At 70.5% G+C, this 21,878-nt stretch carries 18 protein-coding genes, 5 tRNA genes and 1 pseudogene; 11 read left to right on the top strand and 13 right to left on the bottom strand.

The genetic code is table 11. The features are described from left to right. Positions 1 to 176: 176 nt before the first annotated feature. A complete protein-coding gene (ndgR, locus tag JS756_RS19230; protein WP_205384356.1) occupies positions 177 to 893 on the top strand; it encodes an IclR family transcriptional regulator NdgR in 717 nt (238 codons plus the stop codon). 210 nt (positions 894 to 1,103) lie between these two features. On the opposite strand, the gene JS756_RS19225 is transcribed toward ndgR, so the two are convergent. Beyond that, positions 1,104 to 1,613 (bottom strand): DUF4188 domain-containing protein, encoded by a 510-nt coding sequence (locus JS756_RS19225; RefSeq protein ID WP_205384355.1) that lies wholly within the window; start codon positions 1,611 to 1,613, stop codon positions 1,104 to 1,106. Positions 1,614 to 1,693: 80 nt separating this feature from the next. Between JS756_RS19225 and JS756_RS19220 the strand changes: the two genes are divergently transcribed. Beyond that, positions 1,694 to 2,338 carry a MerR family transcriptional regulator gene (locus tag JS756_RS19220; RefSeq protein ID WP_205384354.1) on the top strand — a complete coding sequence of 215 codons (645 nt, stop codon included), beginning with the start codon at positions 1,694 to 1,696 and terminating at the stop codon, positions 2,336 to 2,338. Positions 2,339 to 2,448: 110 nt separating this feature from the next. On the opposite strand, the gene JS756_RS19215 is transcribed toward JS756_RS19220, so the two are convergent. The 9 genes from JS756_RS19215 to JS756_RS19175 all read right to left on the bottom strand — a co-directional run bounded on the left by JS756_RS19215 (position 2,449) and on the right by JS756_RS19175 (position 6,688). Then, a tRNA-Glu gene (locus JS756_RS19215) sits at positions 2,449 to 2,521 on the bottom strand. 26 nt (positions 2,522 to 2,547) lie between these two features. Beyond that, a tRNA-Gln gene (locus JS756_RS19210) sits at positions 2,548 to 2,619 on the bottom strand. A gap of 34 nt (positions 2,620 to 2,653) precedes the next feature. Continuing rightward, positions 2,654 to 2,726, bottom strand: a tRNA-Glu gene (locus JS756_RS19205). A gap of 30 nt (positions 2,727 to 2,756) precedes the next feature. Then, positions 2,757 to 2,829: transfer RNA gene (locus tag JS756_RS19200), tRNA-Glu, on the bottom strand. A gap of 39 nt (positions 2,830 to 2,868) precedes the next feature. Further along, positions 2,869 to 2,940: transfer RNA gene (locus tag JS756_RS19195), tRNA-Gln, on the bottom strand. A 92-nt stretch (positions 2,941 to 3,032) separates the two neighbouring features. Beyond that, positions 3,033 to 3,764 carry an HAD family hydrolase gene (locus tag JS756_RS19190; RefSeq protein ID WP_205384353.1) on the bottom strand — a complete coding sequence of 244 codons (732 nt, stop codon included), beginning with the start codon at positions 3,762 to 3,764 and terminating at the stop codon, positions 3,033 to 3,035. A gap of 227 nt (positions 3,765 to 3,991) precedes the next feature. Beyond that, the gene (gene gltX, locus JS756_RS19185; RefSeq protein WP_205384352.1) at positions 3,992 to 5,476 is read right to left on the bottom strand and encodes a glutamate--tRNA ligase; all 1,485 of its coding nucleotides are present in this window, start codon (positions 5,474 to 5,476) and stop codon (positions 3,992 to 3,994) included. Continuing rightward, entirely contained in the window at positions 5,469 to 6,245 is a 777-nt protein-coding gene (locus tag JS756_RS19180) for a fumarylacetoacetate hydrolase family protein (protein WP_205384351.1), read from the bottom strand. The genes gltX and JS756_RS19180 overlap by 8 nt, the downstream gene beginning before the upstream one ends. Positions 6,246 to 6,502: 257 nt before the next feature. Next, positions 6,503 to 6,688: a hypothetical protein gene (locus tag JS756_RS19175; protein WP_205384350.1), complete on the bottom strand. Its 186-nt coding sequence runs from the start codon at positions 6,686 to 6,688 to the stop codon at positions 6,503 to 6,505. A gap of 609 nt (positions 6,689 to 7,297) precedes the next feature. On the opposite strand from JS756_RS19175, the gene JS756_RS19170 reads away from it, so the two are divergent. From JS756_RS19170 to JS756_RS19135, 8 genes are all read left to right on the top strand, one after another. Continuing rightward, positions 7,298 to 11,137, top strand: coding sequence for a sensor histidine kinase (locus tag JS756_RS19170; protein WP_205384349.1), 3,840 nt, complete (start codon positions 7,298 to 7,300; stop codon positions 11,135 to 11,137). A gap of 9 nt (positions 11,138 to 11,146) precedes the next feature. Further along, positions 11,147 to 11,560 carry a roadblock/LC7 domain-containing protein gene (locus tag JS756_RS19165; protein ID WP_205384419.1) on the top strand — a complete coding sequence of 138 codons (414 nt, stop codon included), beginning with the start codon at positions 11,147 to 11,149 and terminating at the stop codon, positions 11,558 to 11,560. A 118-nt stretch (positions 11,561 to 11,678) separates the two neighbouring features. Continuing rightward, positions 11,679 to 12,074, top strand: coding sequence for a DUF742 domain-containing protein (locus tag JS756_RS19160; protein ID WP_205384348.1), 396 nt, complete (start codon positions 11,679 to 11,681; stop codon positions 12,072 to 12,074). Then, a complete protein-coding gene (locus JS756_RS19155) occupies positions 12,055 to 12,630 on the top strand; it encodes a GTP-binding protein (RefSeq protein ID WP_205384347.1) in 576 nt (191 codons plus the stop codon). Before JS756_RS19160 ends, JS756_RS19155 begins: the two co-directional genes overlap by 20 nt. Positions 12,631 to 13,038: 408 nt before the next feature. Beyond that, positions 13,039 to 16,269: a sensor histidine kinase gene (locus JS756_RS19150; RefSeq protein WP_205384346.1), complete on the top strand. Its 3,231-nt coding sequence runs from the start codon at positions 13,039 to 13,041 to the stop codon at positions 16,267 to 16,269. Positions 16,270 to 16,279: 10 nt separating this feature from the next. After that, entirely contained in the window at positions 16,280 to 16,693 is a 414-nt protein-coding gene (locus JS756_RS19145) for a roadblock/LC7 domain-containing protein (RefSeq protein ID WP_004983065.1), read from the top strand. Between the two features lie 99 nt (positions 16,694 to 16,792). Next, positions 16,793 to 17,368, top strand: coding sequence for a DUF742 domain-containing protein (locus JS756_RS19140; protein WP_205384345.1), 576 nt, complete (start codon positions 16,793 to 16,795; stop codon positions 17,366 to 17,368). After that, positions 17,349 to 17,930: a GTP-binding protein gene (locus JS756_RS19135; RefSeq protein ID WP_030216560.1), complete on the top strand. Its 582-nt coding sequence runs from the start codon at positions 17,349 to 17,351 to the stop codon at positions 17,928 to 17,930. The genes JS756_RS19140 and JS756_RS19135 overlap by 20 nt, the downstream gene beginning before the upstream one ends. A gap of 203 nt (positions 17,931 to 18,133) precedes the next feature. Here the strand turns inward: JS756_RS19135 and JS756_RS19130 are convergent. The 3 genes and pseudogenes from JS756_RS19130 to JS756_RS19120 all read right to left on the bottom strand — a co-directional run. Further along, positions 18,134 to 18,601, bottom strand: a pseudogene (locus JS756_RS19130) (helix-turn-helix domain-containing protein); the annotation flags it as partial. Positions 18,602 to 18,734: 133 nt separating this feature from the next. After that, complete coding sequence (locus JS756_RS19125) at positions 18,735 to 18,929, bottom strand: acyl-CoA carboxylase subunit epsilon (RefSeq protein WP_205384344.1); 195 nt, start codon at positions 18,927 to 18,929, stop codon at positions 18,735 to 18,737. A gap of 57 nt (positions 18,930 to 18,986) precedes the next feature. After that, positions 18,987 to 20,582 carry an acyl-CoA carboxylase subunit beta gene (locus tag JS756_RS19120; RefSeq protein ID WP_205384343.1) on the bottom strand — a complete coding sequence of 532 codons (1,596 nt, stop codon included), beginning with the start codon at positions 20,580 to 20,582 and terminating at the stop codon, positions 18,987 to 18,989. 375 nt (positions 20,583 to 20,957) lie between these two features. Here JS756_RS19120 and JS756_RS19115 point away from each other — a divergent pair, with 375 nt between their 5' ends. Further along, the gene (locus JS756_RS19115) at positions 20,958 to 21,569 is read left to right on the top strand and encodes a YceI family protein (RefSeq protein WP_205384342.1); all 612 of its coding nucleotides are present in this window, start codon (positions 20,958 to 20,960) and stop codon (positions 21,567 to 21,569) included. Positions 21,570 to 21,878 lie beyond the last annotated feature (309 nt).

The following is a 21,878-nucleotide window of genomic DNA, read 5'->3' as shown; positions in this document are numbered from 1 at the left end:
AGCGTCCACCGGCCCAACTAGAGATCTTGAGGAGGCGTCGCCCGCGCCCCGGCGTCCGGGCGACCACCGCCAGGCCCGTTGAGACGCGGGCCGCTGTGCCTTCGTGACATCCAGAGTGGCGCGTTCCACGGAAAATTGAACTTGCGTTTCACAGAGTGAGACGTGAGTATCGTTGCATGGACAACAGTAGCGGCGTCGGCGTTCTGGACAAGGCGGCACTCGTCCTGAGCGCTCTGGAGTCCGGTCCGGCCACCCTCGCGGGTCTGGTCACGGCCACCGGACTGGCACGACCCACGGCCCACCGCCTGGCCGTGGCCCTGGAACACCACCGCATGGTGGCACGGGACATGCAGGGCCGGTTCATTCTCGGCCCGCGCCTGGCGGAACTCGCGGCGGCGGCCGGCGAGGACCGCCTCCTCGCCACGGCGGGGCCGGTGCTCACGCACCTGCGCGACGTCACCGGCGAGAGCGCGCAGCTCTACCGCCGCCAGGGCGACATGCGGATCTGCGTGGCCGCCGCGGAGCGGCTTTCCGGTCTGCGGGACACCGTCCCGGTCGGTTCGACGCTCACGATGAAGGCGGGCTCCTCCGCGCAGATCCTGATGGCGTGGGAGGAGCCGGAGCGGCTGCACCGTGGCCTGCAGGGCGCCCGGTTCACGGCCACGGCCCTGTCGGGCGTACGGCGCCGCGGCTGGGCCCAGTCGATCGGCGAGCGCGAGCCGGGCGTCGCCTCCGTCTCCGCGCCGGTGCGCGGCCCCTCCAACCGCGTGGTGGCCGCGGTGTCCGTCTCCGGCCCGATCGAGCGTCTGAGCCGCCACCCGGGCCGCATGCACGCCCAGGCGGTCATCGACGCGGCGGCCCGGCTGTCGGAGGCCCTGCGCCGCTCGGGCTGAGTCCCGCCCCGCATTACGGCCCCACCGAGGAGGAGCCGGCCTCAACGCCGCGGCAGGTTCTTCCCGACGGGGCCGACGCCTCACGGGACGCGGGCGCCCGCGCGGGGATCCCCGGCGCGGGCGCCCCTCCCTATCCTGACGCCTCCCGCGGGGGACAGCGCACCCGCACAGGTCTCCCCCGGCGTGCGCGCGCCCGCGGGCCCGGGAGGGCTACCCCCGCGCCTCGGTGCGGTGGGCGAACCGGTCCTTCGCGTACCGCCCGCGCGCCTCCAGGGGCACCTGGCCGTGCGCCGCCGCCAGTCCGAACGCCGGCATGTCGCCGTAGACGGCCTCGTAGGACCCCTCCGGCACGACGTACGCCTCGTGCCAGATGCCGACGTGCCCGCGCACCTCGCCTGCGCGCTCCTTGCGGTTGATCTTCGCCCACACCCGGTGGTGGAAGGCGTCGGGAGCGGTCGCGTAGGAGTAGAGCTTCTCCTTGGAGTCCCAGTACTGGACGACGTAGTACGTGCGCGGTGACGCGGTCAGCAGCACGTGGGAGAGCAGTCCGCGCTCCGGGGCCTTCCGCAGCTCGGTGAGCATGCGGATCATCGCCAGCATCACCGGAAGCCACTGGTGCACCGCCCAGAAGCGGTTGATCCGCATGCCGATCAGCAGCACCACCACCTCCCCCCGGGCGTCGGCGGTGGTACGGGTGGCGGCGGTCGGTCTCCACGGCATGGCATCCCCCTGCGGGTGGGCGGCAGGCCCGGGACGGGCGTGCTTGGATAGTGCCGTTATCCAAGAAGGGACGCAAGAGGATGCGGCTGACGGAACTGAGCGAGCGCAGCGGGGTGTCCACCGCGACGATCAAGTACTACCTGCGCGAGGGGCTGTTGCTGCCCGGCCGCGAGATCAACCGGACCACGGCCGAGTACGACGAGGGCCACCTGCGCCGGCTGCGCCTGGTGCGGGCGATGGTGCAGGTGGGACGGCTGCCGGTCGCCACGGTGAAGGAGGTGCTCGGCCACGTCGACGACGACTCCCTGGGCCGCACGGTCCGCCTGGGCGCGGCCTTGTGGGCGCTGCCGCAGGTGCCGGAGCCGGACGCGGAGGACGCCTACGTGCGCGGCGCCCACGAGGAGGTGGAGGAGTTGCTGCGCACGCTGGGATGGTCCAACGCCGCCCTGCTGACCTCGGTCTCACCGGCGTTCCGCTCCTTGGTGGTGGCGGTGGCGGCACTGCGGCGGCTCGGCTACGACTGGGGCCCCGAACTGCTGGTGGACCGGGCGCGCTTGATGCACCGGGCGGCCGTCCTCGATCTCGACTTCGTGGACACCCAGCCGTCGGAGGCGGAGCGGGTGGAGGCGGCGGTGCTGGGGGCGATCCTGGTGGAGCCGATGCTGAGCGCCCTGCACCGGCTGGCGCAGGAGGAGGAGTCGGCGCGGCGATACGGCTTCGAGTGACCCGGATCCCGAGCCGGGGCCGACCCGCGGCACGCGAAGCCGACGGGCGGGCCCGCCCGCCCCGGACACGGCGAAGGCCCTCCAGCGCGCTGGAGGGCCTTCGTCCCACGTACCCCCGACCGGATTCGAACCGGCGCTACCGCCTTGAGAGGGCGGCGTGCTAGGCCGCTACACAACGGGGGCGCAGATCATGCGTTTCCGCAGATCAGCTGGTCTACCTGGACTCGAACCAAGACTAACTGAACCAGAATCAGTCGTGCTGCCAATTACACCATAGACCAAGGTGGTTCAGACCACTGAGGTCTTCACCTGCAGTACCCCCGACCGGATTCGAACCGGCGCTACCGCCTTGAGAGGGCGGCGTGCTAGGCCGCTACACAACGGGGGCCCTGGCGATCCCTGGCTTCCCTGGGATCAGTACCCCCGACCGGATTCGAACCGGCGCTACTGCCTTGAGAGGGCAGCGTGCTAGGCCGCTACACAACGGGGGCTCGCGGATGGGATCCGCGGGTGCAGATGAGCTCTGCGAGCTGGCCTACCTGGACTCGAACCAAGACTAACTGAACCAGAATCAGTCGTGCTGCCAATTACACCATAGGCCACTGGAACGCAACCCCGCCAGGGGCTTGTGTTCTAGTCTTTTGCGCTTGGGTTTCCGGCCTTTCGGCCCGCTCCCCTCGGCGCAGGAAGAACATTACCCGAAGGTGGACGGGGCTCCAAAACGAGTTCCCGCCCCGAGGAGGGCGGGGAGTTCGGCGAGGGAGGCGATCCGGCGCGGGGCGCCGGGGCCCTCACCGAGCGTGTGGACGCCGTCACGGTCGATCCAGATCGACAGCAGCCCCGCCTCGGCCGCGCCCCACCCGTCGATCTCGGGGTGGTCGCCGACGTAGGCGACCTGGTGCGGGGCGAGGTTCAAGGCCTCGCAGGCGGCATGGAAGGCGCCGGCCTCCGGCTTGGAGACGCCGAGCTCGGCGGCGCACAGAATGATCTCGAAGCGGTCGTACACACCCAGCCTGCGCAGCTTGCGGTCCTGCACGGTGAGGCTGGAGTTGGACAGCACGGCGTGCCGGTGGCTGGCGGCGAGGGCGTCCAGCGCGGGCAGCACGTCAGGGAAGAGGGACCAGGCCGCCTCGTAGTGTCCGACGTACCGAGCGAACCACGCATCCGCGCCGGCGTCGCTCAGCTCGGTGTCCAGGAACGTCCGTACGCGGTCCCGGCGCTGCTCCTCGAAGGTCGCCTCGCCCGCGGAGAAGCGGCCCCAATGCAGGTGGGTGGCCTCCCGCCAGCGTTCGAGTGCGTCCTCCGCGCTGCCGTAGCGGGCCAGCAGCCCTTCCGCGAGCAGATGCGCGCGCATACCGGCGCGATCCGCATTCGTGTAGTCGAAGAGGGTGTCGTCGACGTCCCAGACCACGGCACTGATGCTCATGAGGGGACGGTATCCCGCGGTCCGGTGGCATGTCCCGTGATCGGCCGCCGAGCGGCCGGGAGGCGGACTCCGCGCAACCGCCCACCCCGGGCCCGGCACGGGGCCGGGTGACTCGCGCAGGGCCGGCGTGCTACCGGCACGGAAGACCCGAGGGCGGCATCCGGAACCGGATGCCGCCCTCGGGTACACGCCCGCTCAGGCGCGCGTGGTCGCGCCCGACGCGCTCGTCACGCCGTCAGCCTGGCCAGCGCCGCGTCGATGCGGGCCAGCGACTTCTCCTTGCCGAGGATCTCCAGGGACTCGAACAGCGGCAGGCCGACCGTGCGGCCGGTGACGGCCACGCGAACCGGCGCCTGAGCCTTGCCGAGCTTGAGGCCGTGGGCCTCGCCGGCAGCCAGGACGGCCTCCTTGAGGGAGTCGGGAGAGGTCCAGTCGGCGGCGTCGAGCTTCTCCCTCGCCGTGCGCAGGAGCGCGTCGCTGCCCTCCTTCATGGCCTTGGCCCAGCTCGCCTCGTCGAGGACCGGCTCGGGCAGGAACAGGAAGTCGACGTTGTCGGTGATCTCCGACAGGACCTTCAGGCGGGTCTGCGCCTGCGGGGCGATGGCCTGCCACCTGGCCTCGTCGAAGTCCTCCGGCGCCCAGGGCGCGAAGGGGGCCTTCAGCCAGGGGCTGCAACGCTCGGTGAAGTCCTTCACCGCCAGCATGCGGATGTGGTCGCCGTTGATCGCCTCGCACTTCTTCAGGTCGAAGCGGGCCGGGTTCGGGTTCACGTCCGCGATGTCGAAGGCGGCGACCATCTCCTCCACGGAGAAGATGTCCTGGTCGGCGGAGAGCGACCAGCCGAGCAGGGACAGGTAGTTGAGCAGGCCCTCGGGCAGGAAGCCCTGCTCGCGGTAGAGGTTCAGGGACGCCTGGGGGTCCCGCTTGGAGAGCTTCTTGTTGCCCTCGCCCATGACGTAGGGCAGGTGGCCGAAGCGGGGGATCTCCTTCGCGACGCCCAGTTCGATCAGCGCCCTGTAGAGCGCGATCTGGCGGGGGGTGGAGGAGAGCAGGTCCTCACCGCGCAGGACGTGGGTGATCTCCATCAGGGCGTCGTCGACGGGGTTCACCAGCGTGTACAGCGGGGCGCCGTTGGCGCGGACGATGCCGTAGTCCGGCACGTTCTCCGGGGTGAACGTCAACTCGCCGCGGACCAGGTCCGTGAAGGTGATCGTCTCGTCGGGCATGCGGAAGCGGACGATGGGCGCGCGGCCCTCGGCCCGGTACTGCTCGACCTGCGCCTCGGTCAGCTCACGGCAGTGGCCGTCGTAGCCGGAGGGCCGGCCGGCGGCGCGGGCCGCCTCGCGGCGGCTGTCCAGCTCCTCCTGGGAGCAGTAGCAGTGGTAGGCGTGGCCGCTGTCGAGGAGCTTGGCGGCGACCTCCTTGTAGAGGTCCATGCGCTGCGACTGGCGGTAGGGCGCGTGCGGGCCGCCGACCTCGGGACCCTCGTCCCAGTCGAAGCCCAGCCAGCGCATCGCGTCCAGGAGCTGGTGGTACGACTCCTCGGAGTCGCGGGCCGCGTCGGTGTCCTCGATACGGAAGACCAGGGCGCCCCCGTGGTGCCGCGCGAACGCCCAGTTGAACAGGGCGGTGCGGACCAGGCCCACGTGGGGGTTGCCGGTGGGCGACGGACAGAAACGGACGCGGACGGAGGAGCCGGGTGCGCTAGCCACGCTGTACAACCTTGTTGGTGAGAGTGCCGATGCCTTGGATGGTGACGGCGACCTCGTCGCCGACGGTGAGGGGTCCGACCCCGGCCGGGGTGCCGGTGAGTACGACGTCGCCCGGGAGCAGCGTCATGGCCTCGGTGATGTTGACGATCAGGTCCTCGACGGAGTGGATCATGTCGCTCGTGCGACCGAGCTGGCGCTGCCGGCCGTTGACGGTGAGCTGGATGGTCAGGTCCGAGGGGTCCAGGTCCGTCTCCACCCAGGGGCCCAGCGGGCAGGAGGTGTCGAAGCCCTTGGCCCGCGCCCACTGCTTCTCGCGGCGCTGCACGTCGCGGGCGGTGACGTCGACGGCGCAGGTGTAGCCGAGGACGACGTCGCGGACGCGGTCGCGGGGCACCTCACGGCACATACGGCCGATGACGACGGCCAGCTCGGCCTCGTGCTGGAGGTCCTCGGTGAACGAGGGGTAGCGGATCTCGTCGCCGGGGCCGATCACGGAGGTGGACGGCTTGAAGAAGGCGAACGGGGCGTCGGGCACCTCGTTGCCCAGCTCCCTGGCGTGGTCGGCGTAGTTGCGGCCGAAGGCGACGACCTTGTTGGGCAGCACCGGCGGCAGGAGCCTGACCTTGCTCAGCGGCACCTTCGTGCCGGAGAGTTCGAAGTCCGCGAACGGGATGCCCTTGATGATGTCGAGGACGAGCTCGTCCGGCGAGTCGCCTTCGACCACGCCGAAGGCGACGTTCCCGTCGATGGAGAACCTGGCGATGCGCACGGGATCCTTGCGCCCCTTAACTGTGTCACTGAGCCGACTGGAGTCTGACGCTCCAGGCTAACGCGGGTGAGGGCGGTTGATCGCGCGCATTGCGCCGCCGCGGGCCCGGTGCGCCCGCCGGCGCGGAGCGCACCGCGCACGTCGCGGGGGGTCCGGCCACGACGAAGGGCGCCCGCCGGTGGCGGGCGCCCTTCGTACGGCGCGGGGTGGCCGCGTTGAGTGGATCGCGGACCGCGCGCGTATCCCCCCGTGCGAGGTCACTGCGCGGCGGCGGCGACGGGGATCTCGTCGAGGACGGTGCGCTGGGGGTTGGCGGTCTGGGTGGGGAGGTCGACGGAGTGCTCCGGCCACTCCGGCCGCTGGAGCTCCGCGGCATCCTCGAGGTGGGCCAGCGTCGTGCGGCGCGGGTTGGCGATCTTGTGGAACATCGGCGGCGTCTTCACTGTGGAACTGAACCTCGTCGTGTCGGGGCGCGGAGGGAATCCTGAGGCGGATCAACGTATCCCACAGGCGCGTGGTTACCAGACCGTGGCGTTCTGTAAACCGTCAGGTTAAACGCGCGAATTCCCACCCGGGACGCGGAGCGTGCACGGCTCGGGTGTGATTTTACTCACGAGTCGAGACTCAAACCGGTCAATTCAGACCCCGCTCGGAATTCAGCGAAACGGACATTCTGCCGCTGAAGCCATCATTCCGCTCCTGATCATGGCGACTGGGACACCCGACCCGACCTGGCGGCTCGCCCCAATTCACCCGATTCGCACGGGAACACATTCCACACCAGGTAACCCATCACTCACATGGTGTCACGGAGGTCACAGCCTGGCCCACGAGCCTTGTTGGAGATCCTGCACTGTGCTGGAATGCCACGGACCGCCGCGGGATGGATCCGGCGCGCTGGGGCGCAACGCAGCGCCGAGTGGCGGCGGGAAGGGGGAGCCAGCGCCGGTCACTCAGACCACCCGGGGGGCGTGTTCAGGACGCTCCCCACAACGCCGACACCGCTTCTCCGTTCACCCGGAGGGGCGCCTGGTCCAGAGGTTGCGACGCTAGTGCAGGGACGTTTCAAGAGGGATGGCAGCGCTTCGGCGGAGCCGGAGCCGCACGGCGGGACTGGCCCGATGGCCGTCAGCTCCTCGCCCCAGCACGCCCAGAACCCGGGCCCGACCCCGTCCGGCGACGCCGGTGAACGCTCCGGCAGGCCCGGCGCGTCCGCGTCGTCGCCGGCCCCCGCGCCCCCCATCGCCGCCCCCGCGGCGAAGGCGCCCAAGACCCCCACGGGCCCCGGCCCGCGAATAGCCCTGCGCAACTGGCGCATCTCCACCCGTCTGGTGTCGCTGCTCGCGCTGCCGGTGGTCGCGGCCACCACTCTCGGTGCGCTGCGCATCAGCGACTCGATGGACGAGATCCAGCAGCTCGACAACATGAAGCTGCTGACGGAGATGACCAAGCAGGCCACCGAGCTGGCCGCCGCGCTCCAGGAGGAGCGCGACCAGTCCGCCGGCCCGCTGGCCCACAAGGGCAAGGCGACCGACTACACGGTCACCGGCTACCGCAACCGCACGGACCGGGCCAAGGAGAGCTTCCTCAACGCCTCCGAGGCGGTCGACACCGCGAGCACCAACGGCAACCTCCAGGGTGTCCGCGACAGCGTCATCGGCATCGCCCGCGACCTGAACACCCTGAGCAAGATCCGCTCCGAGGCCTACGGCGACGAGGGCAACTCCACCCAGACGGTGGAGGCGTACCACCGCCTCATCAGCCACCTGCTGGACCTCTCCCAGGACATGGCCGAGGCCACCAGCAACCCGGAGATGATCCAGCGCACGCGCGCCCTGGCGGCGTTCTCCTCCGCCAAGGAGTACGCGTCCGTGCAACGCGCCGTCATCGCCGCCGCGCTGCCCGCCAACAACACCACCTACGGTGACCTCTCCGAGAACGACCGGGCCTACGCCTCGTCGGCCCTCGACGGGCAGAAGTCCGATCTGAGCACCTTCCGCAGCATCTACGGCACCGAGAAGGCCGAGGAACTGCTCAAGCCCATCGACCAGGGCAACCCGACGATCGAGGCCACCGACCTGTACGCGACCCGCGTGCTCAGCGGCACCGGCGGCCTGAAGAAGCTCGACAAGCGCTCCTACCGGGACTGGGTGGACGACAGCTCCACCAAGATCCAGCAGATGAAGAACATCGAGCACACGCTGCTCGAGGAGATGGAGCAGAAGGCGCGTGCCCTGCGGGCCCAGTCCGAGCGCGAGGCGATCATCTCCGGTGCCCTCATCCTGCTCGTCCTCGGTGTCTCGCTGGTCGGCGCCTTCATCGTGGCCCGCTCCATGATCCGCTCGCTGCGCCGCCTGCAGGAGACCGCCACCAAAGTCGCCCAGGACCGCCTGCCCGAGCTGGTCAAGCAGCTCTCCGAGTCCGACCCGCAGGACGTCGACACGTCCGTGGAATCGGTCGGTGTGCACTCCCGGGACGAGATCGGCCAGGTGGCCGCGGCCTTCGACGACGTGCACCGCGAGGCGGTCCGCCTCGCCGCCGAGCAGGCCCTGCTGCGGGGCAACGTCAACGCGATGTTCACCAACCTCTCGCGCCGCTCCCAGGGTCTGATCCAGCGCCAGCTCTCCCTCATCTCCGAGCTGGAGTCCCGCGAGGCCGACCCGGACCAGCTGTCCTCGCTGTTCAAGCTCGACCACCTCGCGACCCGCATGCGCCGTAACGGTGAGAACCTCCTCGTCCTCGCGGGTGAGGAGCCCGGCCGCCGCTGGACCCGCCCGGTTCCGCTGGTCGACGTGCTCCGCGCCGCCGCGTCCGAGGTGGAGCAGTACGAGCGCATCGAGCTGGCCGCCGTGCCCGCCACCGAGGTCGCCGGCCGGGTCGTCAACGACCTCGTGCACCTGCTCGCCGAGCTGCTCGAGAACGCCACCTCCTTCTCCTCGCCGCAGACCAAGGTCAAGGTCACCGGTCACGCGCTGCCCGACGGCCGCGTGCTGATCGAGATCCACGACACCGGTATCGGCCTCTCCCCCGAGGACCTCGCGGCGATCAACGAGCGGCTCGCCTCGCCGCCCACCGTGGACGTCTCCGTCTCCCGCCGCATGGGCCTCTTCGTGGTCGGTCGTCTGTCGCAGCGCCACGGCATCCGCATCCAGCTGCGCCCGTCCGACTCCGGTGGTACGACCGCGCTGGTCATGCTGCCCGTGGACGTCGCCCAGGGCGGCAAGAAGCCGCAGGGCAAGCCCGGTCAGGGCGGTTCCGGAGGCCCCGCCGCCGCGCAGGCCGCCGCCGGTGCAGCCGCCGCGCGCCGCCAGGCCAACCAGGGCGGTGCGCAGGGTGCCGCCGGCCTCGGTGCCGGGCAGGGCCCCCGGGCCGCACTGCCCGGCCGCGAGGACGGCCGTCCGGGCGCTGCGGGTGGCACGCGCGGTCCGCAGGGGCCGCAGAACCCCCAGCAGGGCCGCCCGGCTCCGTCCGGCGCCCCGGCCGCCTTCGGTCAGGCCCCGAACGCCCAGCAGGGCTTCCAGGGTTCCGGCGCCGGACAGCAGACGCAGGGCGGGGGTGCCCCGGCCCAGGAACAGGACGCCTTCGGTGCGGTGCGCGGCCCGGTGCCCGCGCAGCGCGGCAACGACAACCAGGGCCCTGCCCGGAACGAGCAGGGCCGCCGCGGCCGTCAGCCGCAGCTGCCGCCGCGGGGTGGCGCACGGGCCGAGCTGCCCGGCGGCAACCCGCAGCAGCGCACGCCCAGCTGGAGCGACGACAACGCGCAGCCGCCCGTGCCGCGCGCCTCGCTGGACGCCCCCCGCGGCCACGAGGAGCCGGACGTCGCGCAGACCTCGCGGATGCCTCGCCTCGACGACCGCCAGGGTCCGGGCGCGACCGCGGAGATCCCGGCGATCGGGCGCCACGACGACCGGCAGGGTCCCGCCGGCGCCTCGGAGTACGGTCGTCCGGACTTCGACGCGCAGAGCTCCGCGGACCACGGTGGCAACGACCAGTTCGTGCGCTCGGACGTGTTCGGTTCACCGGGCGCCCAGGGCGGCCCCGCGTCGACCGGTCGGTTCGAGCGCCCCCAGGGCTACGACAACGGCTCCACCGGCCAGTTCGAGGCCCCGTCGGCGTCAGGCAACGGCTCCACGGGCCAGTTCCAGCGGCCCCAGGCCTACGACAACGGCTCCACCGGCCAGTTCCCGGCCCCGCAGGCCTACGACAACGGCTCCACCGGCCAGTTCCCGGCCCCGCAGGGGTACGGCAACGGCTCCACGGGTCAGTTCGACGGCCTGGGCCAGGACGCGTCGTCGACCGGTCAGCACGCTCTGCCCGGCCGCCAGGACGGGCCGGGCAACGGCCGGTACGACCGCCAGCAGACCGGCGGCTACGGCTACCCGCAGCCGGCTGGACCACAGCGGCCCGAGCGTCCGGGACCGGAGGCGCTGCCGCCGGCGGGCCCCGGCGACGGCCGTACGCCGCTGTACGACACGCTGGAGACGAACTGGTTCCGCGGTGGCCGCGGCGGTGACGCCGGGCAGCCGCAGCAGGGCGGTCCGGCACCGGCCGCGCAGCAGCCGCAGCAGGCACCCGCCCCGCAGCAGCCGCCCGCGGGGTCCGGTTGGCGCTCCTCGCCCAACGACGATCTCGTCCGGCAGGCGGAGCGGGTGCGCCAGCCCGCCTCCGGCGGGGTGACGACGTCCGGTCTGCCGCGGCGCGTGCCCCGGGCGAACCTCGTCCCCGGCACGGCTCAGCAGCAACAGCAGCAGAACGGTCCGCAGGTCTCTCGCGCGCCCCAGGACGTGCGCGGCCGGCTGACCAATCTCCGTCGGGGCATCGCACAGGGCCGTCAGGCCAACAACGGCCAGACGGGCAGTTTTCCCAGCCCCACTCACCAGCAGGAGCGTTAGTTGAGCCAGATGAGCCAAGCGGCACAGAATCTCAACTGGTTGATCACGAATTTCGTGGACAACACCCCCGGGGTGTCCCACACCGTGGTCGTGTCCGCCGACGGTCTGCTGCTGGCGATGTCGGAGGGCTTTCCCCGCGACCGCGCCGATCAGCTTGCGGCGGTCGCCTCCGGTCTGACCTCGCTGACCGCCGGTGCCTCGCGGATCTTCGAGGGCGGCAGCGTGAACCAGACGGTTGTGGAGATGGAGCGGGGATTCCTGTTCATCATGTCCGTCTCGGACGGCTCCTCCCTGGCCGTCCTCGCGCATCCGGAGTGCGACATCGGCCTCGTCGGCTACGAGATGGCGCTCCTGGTCGACCGCGCGGGTGCGGTGCTCACGCCCGACCTGCGCGCCGAGCTCCAAGGAAGTCTGCTTCACTGACCGGTTCAGGATCCACCCGTCTCACCAAATCACCGTCCGGCCGCCACAATCCCCCCACCGGCCCCGTCAGACGGCACGACCGCGACTCGCTCGACCTGCTGTCCAGCCCGGAGGATTCATGACCCCGCCCACCGTCCCTCATGATCCGTACGCCGAGTCGTACGAGGAAGAGGGCGACCAGCCGCTGGTCAGGCCCTACGCCATGACCGGCGGCCGGACCAGGCCGCGCTACCAGCTCGCCATCGAGGCGCTGATCAGCACCACCGCCGATCCAGCGGCGCTCATGGGGCTGCTGCCCGAGCACCAGCGGATCTGCCACCTGTGCCGCGAGGTCAAGTCGGTGGCCGAGGTCTCGGCCCTGCTGAACATGCCGCTCGGGGTCGCCCGGATCCTGGTGGCGGACCTCGCCGAGGCCGGTCTGGTCGCGGTCCATCAGCCGGGTGGCGACGAGGCGACCGGCGCTCCGGACGTGACACTGCTCGAAAGGGTGCTCAGTGGACTTCGCAAGCTCTGAATCTTCGCGCTCCACCACCTCCGCGAAGATCGTGGTGGCGGGCGGCTTCGGCGTGGGCAAGACCACGTTCGTCGGCGCCGTCTCGGAGATCAACCCGCTGCGCACAGAGGCCGTCATGACGTCCGCGAGTGCGGGCATCGACGACCTGACCCACACCGGGGACAAGACCACCACCACAGTGGCCATGGACTTCGGCCGCATCACCCTGGACCAGGACCTGATCCTCTACCTGTTCGGCACCCCCGGACAGGACCGCTTCTGGTTCATGTGGGACGACCTCGTGCGCGGCGCCATCGGCGCGGTCGTCCTCGTGGACACCCGCCGGCTCGCCGACTGCTTCCCCGCCGTCGACTACTTCGAGAACAGCGGCCTGCCCTTCGTCGTCGCCCTCAACGGCTTCGACGGACAGCAGCCCTACCAGCCCGACGAAGTACGCGAGGCGCTCCAGATCGGCCCCGACACCCCGATCATCACCACCGACGCGCGCCACCGCGCCGACGCCAAGTCCGCGCTGATCACGCTGGTGGAGCACGCCCTGATGGCACGCCTGCGGTAGCGCAATCGGCCGTTTTCATACGGTAGTTGTCGTAGAGGCTTTCGGAGCCGGCTGTGGCTTTTGACACGGCCGGCTCCGGTGTTCATAACAGTTCGGCAGAGGAATCCCGCAGGTCCGCCACGCGTCGCGGTCGTGCGGTGCCGCTGTGCGTACGAATGCCCCGTCTTTTGGCGGGGCTCGCTCTTTATGACCGTTTTATCTAGGGCTTACATCACTCCCGATCCGCTCCGCGCAGTGTTTGGAAGAGCGCTGGTCGACGTGCTGGAATGCCTGAACTGCCCAATAGTCAATGACGTACTACCGGTCGACGTACTCCTGGTCGTCGCACACGAGGTCGTCGGCGACGGAACGGGCTCTGAGACACTGCGGCACGACATAGGTGCCGACCGCCGAGAGGTTGTTGGTCGAGTGAGGCGAAGCAAGAACGGTCCCGAGCCGGCGGCGCGGGGCAACTTCACCCCGCCGCCGCGCGGAGCGGCGCCCGCCCCTGCATCCGGCTCCGAGCCGCCAGCCGCGCCCGCAGCGAGCAGCGGTCGCCTCTCCCCACGCAACTGGCGGGTGCCGACCCGGCTGAACGCGATCCTGCTCATACCCGTGCTGGTCGGCCTCGTCATGGGCGGCTTCCAGGTGAAGAGCTCGATCGACACCTGGCAGGAGGCCGAGGACGCCGAGAACGTCGCGCTCCTCGTGCGCGCCGCCGACGACTACGGCAACGCCCTGCTGAACGAGCGCGACCTCACCGCCTCCGACCTCCTGCAGGGCAAGGGCTCCACGGAGACGGTCAAGCAGCTGCGGGCAGCCACCGACTCGGCCAAGGACACCTTCGACCAGGCGGCCCAGAACCTGCCGCACACGGCGGCGCTCGACCGCCGCATGCAGCTCTTCCGCTCCAACGAGTCCAAGCTGGCGGCGCTGCGCGAGGCGGCCTACGGCAAGACGATGGACCCGGTGAAAACCGAAGAGGGCTACGTCACCGTCCAGCACTCCCTGATGGAGTTCGCCAACGAGCTGGGCCTGGGCACGGGCAACGTCACCTCCTACGGCCGGACCGTCTACGCCGTCTCGCTGGCGAAGGCCGCCGTCTCGCTCCAGCGCTCCATCGGCGTGCACATGCTGGTCCGGCCCAGCTCGAAGGAGGCGGTGACGCGCCAGCAGAGCAGTTCGCTGGTGTCGTACCGCTATCTGGAGGGCATCGCCGTCAACGAGTTCGTCTCCGCGGCCACGCAGGGCGACGTCGACAAGCTCGACGAGATCATGGCGGCCCAGCGCAAGAAGGTCGGTGACACGGGCACCGCCGTCGGCGCCGGCGACAGCTCCTCGACGCAGGGCGGCGCCTACACCGCCATGCCGGTCGCGGACGCCATGCTCCAGGGCATCGCCGCGGGCAGCTTCACCGCCGACGAACTGGCCGCCAAGGGCGTGACCGAGAAGTCGTGGCTGGCCGCGTCCACCGCAAAGTTCGACGGTTACCGCGAGGTCGAGAGCGACCTGGTGAACAAGGCCGTGTCCGAGGCGCAGGACGTCGCCGACGGGGCCAAGCGCGACGCTCTGATCACCGGTGCCGCCGTCGTGGTCGCCCTGCTCGCCGCGTTCATCCTGGCCGGCATGGTGGCCCGCCAGATGAGCCGCTCGATGCGCCAGCTGCGCAACGCCGCCTTCGGTATCGCCGAGCAGCGCCTGCCGATGCTGGTCGACCAGCTCTCGCGCACCGACCCCGGCCGCGTCGACACCCGGGTCGCCCCGATCCCGATCGCCACCACCGACGAGATCGGCGAGGTCGCCCGCGCCTTCGACCAGGTCCACCGCGAAGCCGTCCGGCTCGCCGCCGAGCAGGCCCTGCTGCGCGGCAACATCAACGCGATCTTCACCAACCTCTCGCGTCGCAACCAGTCGCTGATCGAGGGCCAGTTGACCCTCATCACCGACCTGGAGAACAACGAGGCCGACCCCGACCAGCTGGAGAACCTCTTCCGGCTGGACCACCTTGCCACCCGTATGCGCCGCAACGGCGAGAACCTCCTCATTCTCGCGGGCGAGGAGCCCGGCCGCCGCTGGGACCAGCCGGTCCCGCTGGTGGACGTGCTGCGCGCGGCGTCCTCCGAGGTGGAGCAGTACGAGCGCATCGAACTGTCCGGCATACCCGAGGCCGAGATCCACGGCCGCGCGGTCACCGACCTCGTGCACCTGCTCTCGGAGCTGCTGGAGAACGCGACGACGTTCTCGTCCCCGCAGACCAAGGTCCGCGTCACCGCGACCCGTCTCCCCGACGGCCGCGTCATGGTCGAGATCCACGACAAGGGCATCGGCCTGACCGCCGAGGACTTCGCGGACATCAACCACAAGCTGGCCAACCCGCCGACCGTGGACGCCGCGATCTCCCAGCGCATGGGCCTGTTCGTGGTCGGCCGGCTGTCCGACCGGCACGGCATCCGCGTCCAGCTGCGCCCCTCCGGCGAGCAGGCCGGAACGACCTCGCTGGTCATGCTCCCGGACGCGATCACGCACGGTGGTGGCGGTGAGTCGGTGCTGGAGCGCGACGAGTTCACCGTCTCGCAGATGATCCCGCAGCAGCACTTCCAGGGCGAGGACTTCAACCAGCCCCAGCCCATGCGCACCGCGGCCGAACTCGGCTTCGACGACAGCCGCTACGCGGAGGTCCCCGACGACGTCCGCGAACTCGACCCCGTGGGCCGCTCCCTGATGCGCGAGGAGCGCCGGGCGGCGCTGGAGGCCCAGGCCCATCCGCAGCCCGAGCAGCACACGTCCCAGGCGCCGTCGTACGCCGACGAGTTCGGCCCGGGACAGCCGGGTCAGCACGACGGTTACGGCGAGCAGGAACACGCGGCGTACGACGGGCAGACGGCGTACGAGGAGCAGCAGCACCAGGCGGGCTACGGTGAGCCGCAGCAGCCGACGTACGACGACCCGTACTACGGCCAGAACGGCAGCCTGCCGCAGACCGACGGATTCTCGTCCGGTGGCTACCCGGAACCGTCGTATGCGGAGCCCGTCCAGCAGGAGTCGACGCCCGCGCACGGTGCCGCGGCGGAGGACTACCCCGGCCTGGACAGGCAGTCCTACCAGGACGACTGGCCGCAGAACAACGGCTACCGGAACGGCTACCCGGACGAGTACGCTCCGGAAGCGGAATCTGCGCAGGCCGCTGACGCAGGTCAGCGGGACAGCGTAGGCTTCGACCGTCCTGGAGCGGCCGCTTCCGCCGGCCACGACCTGACGGACGCCGGGCTTCCCCGCCGCGGATCCTTCGCGGGCGGTACGAACGGCTCCGCCGGGCACGGGCAGCAGGAGACGCCGGGGTCCGTTCCGGACAGCGGCGGCGACAGCGGCGACTGGCGGTCGGCGAACGACGAGCGCTGGCAGCAGGCCTCGCAGCTTCGTAAGCCCAAGGCAGGCGGGGTAACCGCCTCAGGCCTGCCTCGGCGGGTGCCCAAGGCCAATCTGGTCGAGGGTTCCGCCACATCCACTCCCCAGGGAGGCCCACAGGTCTCCCGTGCCCCGGAAGACGTCCGGGGCAGGCTGAGCAACCTGCGCCGAGGCGTCCAGCGCGGACGCAGCGCAGGCAGTGAAACGAACGGCCAGGGCTTCGGTCCTGACAGCACCTACGACCAGGAGCGTTAGTGTGAGCCCGATGAGCCAGGCGGCACAGAACCTGAACTGGTTGATCACCAACTTCGTGGACAACACCCCTGGTGTGTCGCACACGGTGGTGGTCTCCGCCGACGGACTCCTTCTGGCGATGTCCGAAGGCTTTCCGCGCGACCGAGCCGACCAGCTGGCGGCCGTCGCATCCGGTCTGACCTCGCTGACCGCCGGTGCCTCTCGGATCTTCGAGGGCGGCAGCGTGAACCAGACGGTTGTGGAGATGGAGCGGGGATTCCTGTTCATCATGTCCATCTCCGACGGCTCGTCGCTCGCGGTTCTGGCACACCCGGAGGCGGACATCGGTCTCATTGGGTACGAGATGGCCCTTCTGGTGGACCGGGCCGGCACGGTCCTGACCCCGGATCTCCGGGCGGAGCTCCAGGGGAGCCTTCTCAACTAGAAGTCGGACGGTGCGTTTTGGCGTCCCGGGGCCGTAAGGTTTCGGGACGCGGCGTCCACAATGATGGATGCCAGGCACAGTCGGAGGAGGAGAACAGAAGTGGCAACACCCCCAGGCGGTTCACAATCGGGCAATTGGTCGTACGGTCCCGCACAGGCACCGGGCGACGGTTCGGCGAACCGGTACAACTTCCCCCCCTCCGCGCCCAACCACCGGCAGCCGTACGCACCTCAGGGCCCCGGCCCGTCGCCGTACGACCAGCCGTCGGCGCCGCGCATCCAGCCCGGGCAGCCGCACCGCCGTACCCCCGAGCCGGCGCCCGCCGGGGCGTCCAACAACCCGTTGGTGCGTCCGTACGCCATGACCGGTGGACGGACCCGACCGCGGTACCAGCTCGCCATCGAGGCGCTGGTGCACACCACCGCGGCTCCGCACCAGATGCAGGGGCAACTGCCCGAGCATCAGCGGATCTGCAACCTCTGCCGCGAGATCAAGTCGGTGGCCGAGATCTCGGCCCTGCTGACGATCCCTCTCGGCGTGGCCAGGATCCTCGTCGCCGACTTGGCGGAGGCGGGCCTGGTCGCCATCCATCAGCCCGGCGGCGACGAGAGCGCCGGCGGCCAGCCAGACGTGACACTGCTCGAAAGGGTGCTCAGTGGACTTCGCAAGCTCTAGCGGCGGTCCTTCCCGCTCCACCACCTCCGCGAAGATCGTGGTGGCGGGCGGCTTCGGCGTGGGCAAGACCACGTTCGTCGGCGCCGTCTCGGAGATCAACCCGCTGCGCACAGAGGCCGTCATGACGTCCGCGAGTGCGGGCATCGACGACCTGACCCACACCGGGGACAAGACCACCACCACAGTGGCCATGGACTTCGGCCGCATCACCCTGGACCAGGACCTGATCCTCTACCTGTTCGGCACCCCCGGACAGGACCGCTTCTGGTTCATGTGGGACGACCTCGTGCGCGGCGCCATCGGCGCGATCGTCCTCGTGGACACCCGCCGGCTCGCCGACTGCTTCCCCGCCGTCGACTACTTCGAGAACAGCGGCCTGCCCTTCGTCATCGCCCTCAACGGCTTCGACGGACAGCAGCCCTACCAGCCCGACGAAGTACGCGAGGCGCTCCAGATCGGCCCCGACACCCCGATCATCACCACCGACGCGCGCCACCGCGCCGACGCCAAGTCCGCGCTGATCACGCTGGTGGAGCACGCCCTGATGGCACGCCTGCGGTAGCCGGTTCAGGACGAAGGGGCCTCTCCGCACGGGAGGGGCCCTTCACGCGTGCCCGAAACCGCGCCCACGCCCCGTCGGGCCGTCTCCCCCGCCGCCGCGCCTGCGGCCTCCCCGGCAACGCCGAAGGGCCCCTCTCCTGGGCGGATTCCAGGGGTCGTCGCAACACGCGGTGAGTTGATCAAGCCGCGAGCAGTGTGGACAGTCTGGCCGATCTTGCCGGGCTTGGGCCGGGGCCGGCGGGCCAGGGCAGGGGCCTGGGCAGCGTGCGGCCGGTACTGGCCGTTCACGGGGTGCCGGTTGCGGCGTATCTCCCGGCTGACCGTTGAGGGGCTGCGGCCCAGCTCGGCCGCGACGGCCCGGATGGTGGCCTTCTCACGCAGCCGGTCGGCGATGTGAATGCGGTCCGCCTCACCCAGGTAGCGCGAGGGCGCGGGCGGGCCCGTCCCAACGGGCGGCGGCACCACCGCGTTGATCGGTGGTGCCGCCTTGTTCCTGCCCGAGGCGCCGCGTCCGTTCCGCCATCGCTTGCCAGTGCGGACGTTGATGCCGATGACTGCGGCAGCCTCGGAGTAACCCATTCCTTGATCCACAAGCCGGAAGTATGCCTCCCGCTCCTGGACCAGCTTCCTGGGTCCCTGCGGCCTCCGGTTCTCCCGGATCTTGAAGTCCATTGCCACCCCTGAACTGGGGTGTTGCAACGACCACCAGAACCTAAGCTGCGAGAGGGGCCCTTCGGCGTGTCGTACGGCGGCCGGCCGTGGAGGCCGGCCCGGTGCCGGCTGCGCTGCCGGCCGGGGGCCTGGTTCAGCGCCAGCTGTGCGGGGCGCGGAAACCGGACTCGCGCTCCAGGCGGCGCCACCCGGCACGCGGGCGGCCGCGGTGGGAAGGAGTCGTGTCGGCAGGCCGGGCGGCGGCGCGGGCGAGCAGGACCGCCGTGATGGCGGCGACCTCCTCGGGCTCGGCGTGGCCCTTCTCGACGCGGATGTCGGGAGTGTTCATGGGTGTCAGTCTCCGGAAGAGAGGTTTCCGCGGGGGTACCGCGAAGAATCCGCTGGGTTACTGCGGGGGGTTGCCGTGCTTGCGCGAGGGCAGGTCGGCGTGCTTCGTCTGGAGCATCGCCAGCGAGCGGATGAGCACCTCACGGGTCTCGGCCGGGTCGATCACGTCGTCGACCAGTCCGCGCTCGGCGGCGTAGTAGGGGTGCATCAGCTCCGCCTTGTACTCCTTGACCATCTTCTGGCGCATGGCCTCGGGGTCCTCGGCGTCGGCGATCTGACGGCGGAAGATGACGTTCGCGGCGCCCTCGGCGCCCATCACGGCGATCTCGTTCGTCGGCCAGGCGTAGGTGAGGTCGGCACCGATGGACTGGCTGTCCATGACGATGTAGGCGCCGCCGTACGCCTTGCGCAGGATCAGCGAGATCCGCGGCACGGTGGCGTTGCAGTAGGCGTAGAGCAGCTTCGCGCCGTGGCGGATGATGCCGCCGTGCTCCTGGTCGACACCCGGGAGGAAGCCCGGCACGTCGAGGAACGTGACGATCGGGATGTTGAAGGCGTCGCACATCTGGACGAAGCGCGCGGCCTTCTCGCTCGCCTCGATGTCGAGCACGCCGGCCAGCGTCTGCGGCTGGTTGGCGACGATGCCGACGACCTGGCCGTCCATCCGGGCCAGCGCGCAGATGATGTTGCGGGCCCAGCGCTCGTGGACCTCCAGGTACTCGCCGTCGTCGACGATCTCCTCGATGACCTTGGCCATGTCGTACGGCCGGTTGCCGTCCGCCGGGACCAGGTCGAGCAGGACGTCGGAGCGGCGGTCTGCGGGGTCGGAGGTCTCCGCCTGCGGCGGGTTCTCCCGGTTGTTCTGCGGGAGGAGGGAGAGGAGGTAGCGCACCTCGGCGATGCAGGTCTCCTCGTCGTCGTAGGCGAAGTGGCAGACGCCGGAGGTCTCCGCGTGGACGTCGGCACCGCCGAGCCCGTTCTGGGTGATCTCCTCGCCCGTCACGGCCTTGACGACGTCGGGGCCGGTGATGAACATCTGCGAGGTCTCGCGGACCATGAAGACGAAGTCCGTCAGGGCCGGGCTGTAGGCGGCGCCGCCGGCGCACGGGCCGAGCATCACGCTGATCTGCGGGATGACCCCGGAGGCCTTGGTGTTGCGCTGGAAGATGCCGCCGTAGCCGGCGAGCGCGGAAACGCCCTCCTGGATACGGGCGCCGGCGCCGTCGTTGAGCGACACCAGCGGCGCACCGGCCGCGATGGCCATGTCCATGATCTTGTGGATCTTGGTGGCGTGGGCCTCACCGAGGGCGCCGCCGAAGATGCGGAAGTCATGGGCGTAGACGAAGACCGTGCGACCCTCGACGGTTCCCCAGCCGGTGATCACACCGTCGGTGTACGGCTTCTTCGCCTCCAGGCCGAAACCGGACGCCCGGTGCCGGCGCAGCTGCTCGACCTCCCGGAAGGACTCCGGGTCCAGAAGCAGCTCGATCCGCTCCCGGGCGGTGAGCTTGCCCTTCGCGTGCTGCGCCTGGGTCGCCTTCTCGCTCGGGCCGGCCAGCGCCTGGGTGCGGATCCCGTGGAGCTCGGCGACCCGTCCGCGCGCATCCGTCGGCTCGCCGATCGGCTCACCCGTCGTCTCTTCCAAAACGGTCATGTAGCGACCTTACGAAGCCCGCCGAGGAAAGCGAGCCGTCGACTCCGTACAGTCTCGGGCGCGTTTTCCTGGTACCCCTGAACAGAACCTTGGCCGAGTGCAGGCGTTCCGACTGCCCAGAGGGCCTCGGCGTTGTAGGTCTCCGACAATCGCAGGGGGTGCGACGTGCCCCACATCCGGCGCGCGGGATGCCATCACCGGAGTGACGCGGGGACCGCCGAAGAGGTTAGCGGGAGGGGTGACGCCCCGGACACGCGGCACAGAAATGTTGAAGCTTGAATGGAATAGGGCTACGGTCGACAGCGTTGGGCTAGTTGAACATTCAACAGAAGGCTCCGAGTCACAGGCCTTCCCTCCGTCCCCAAGGAGCACGTCATGGGCATCTTCGGCCGCAGGACCACCGAGACCACCGCCGTCGCGACCGCACCGGCCGCCGTCAACCCCGAACTGGCCGTCCTCACCGGCGACTACACCATCGACACGTCCCACTCCACCCTCGGCTTCGTCGCCCGGCACGCGATGGTGACGAACGTCAAGGGCAAGTTCGGCGACTTCACCGGGAGCCTGCACCTGGACGGCACCGACCCGTCCCGGTCCACCGCCGCCATCGACGTCGCGATGGACAGCATCGACACGGGCAACGCCGACCGCGACGGCCACCTGAAGAGCGCGGACTTCTTCACCGCGGAGGAGTTCCCGACCATGACCTTCCGCTCCACCGATGCAGAGGCCCTGGGCGGCGACGACTACCGCATCACCGGCGACCTGACGATCCTCGGTACCACCCGGCCGCTCACCATCGACCTGGAGTTCAACGGCTCCGCCAGGGACCCCTACGGCAACGAGCGCGTCGGCTTCGAGGGCAAGGCGGAGATCCTCCGCTCCGAGTGGGGCCTGACCTGGAACGCCGCGCTGGAGACGGGCGGCGTCCTGGTGTCCGACAAGATCAAGCTCGTCTTCGACATCTCGGCGATCCGCAACGCGTGAGCCGAGGCGCCCGGGAAGCGAGGAGCACGGCGGGAACCGAAAGGCCCCACCCGCTCCTCCCCCGGAGCGCACATCGCACGAACGTCCGCGGGGTCCACTCGCCCGCCCCTGTGCGTCCACCGGTGCCGCGACAAGCAGCAGCCCCCGGCGTGCTCCGCCTCGCCGGACGGCTCGGACCCGCGGTCGGCTCCGGCACCGCTGCCGTGGAGCTCCCCCTCACCGCCTCCCCCGCAGCCGGCATCGGCCGGAGGAGGACCGGAGGAGGACCGGAGGAGGAACCGCCCCGCCGTACCCACGGCCGTCCGCATG

It is taken from the genome of Streptomyces actuosus, assembly GCF_016921115.1.
Classification (GTDB): Bacteria; Actinomycetota; Actinomycetes; order Streptomycetales; family Streptomycetaceae; genus Streptomyces; species Streptomyces actuosus_A.
The sequence above is the reverse complement of the archived record's forward strand: the minus strand, read 5'-3'. Positions and strand labels throughout refer to the sequence as shown.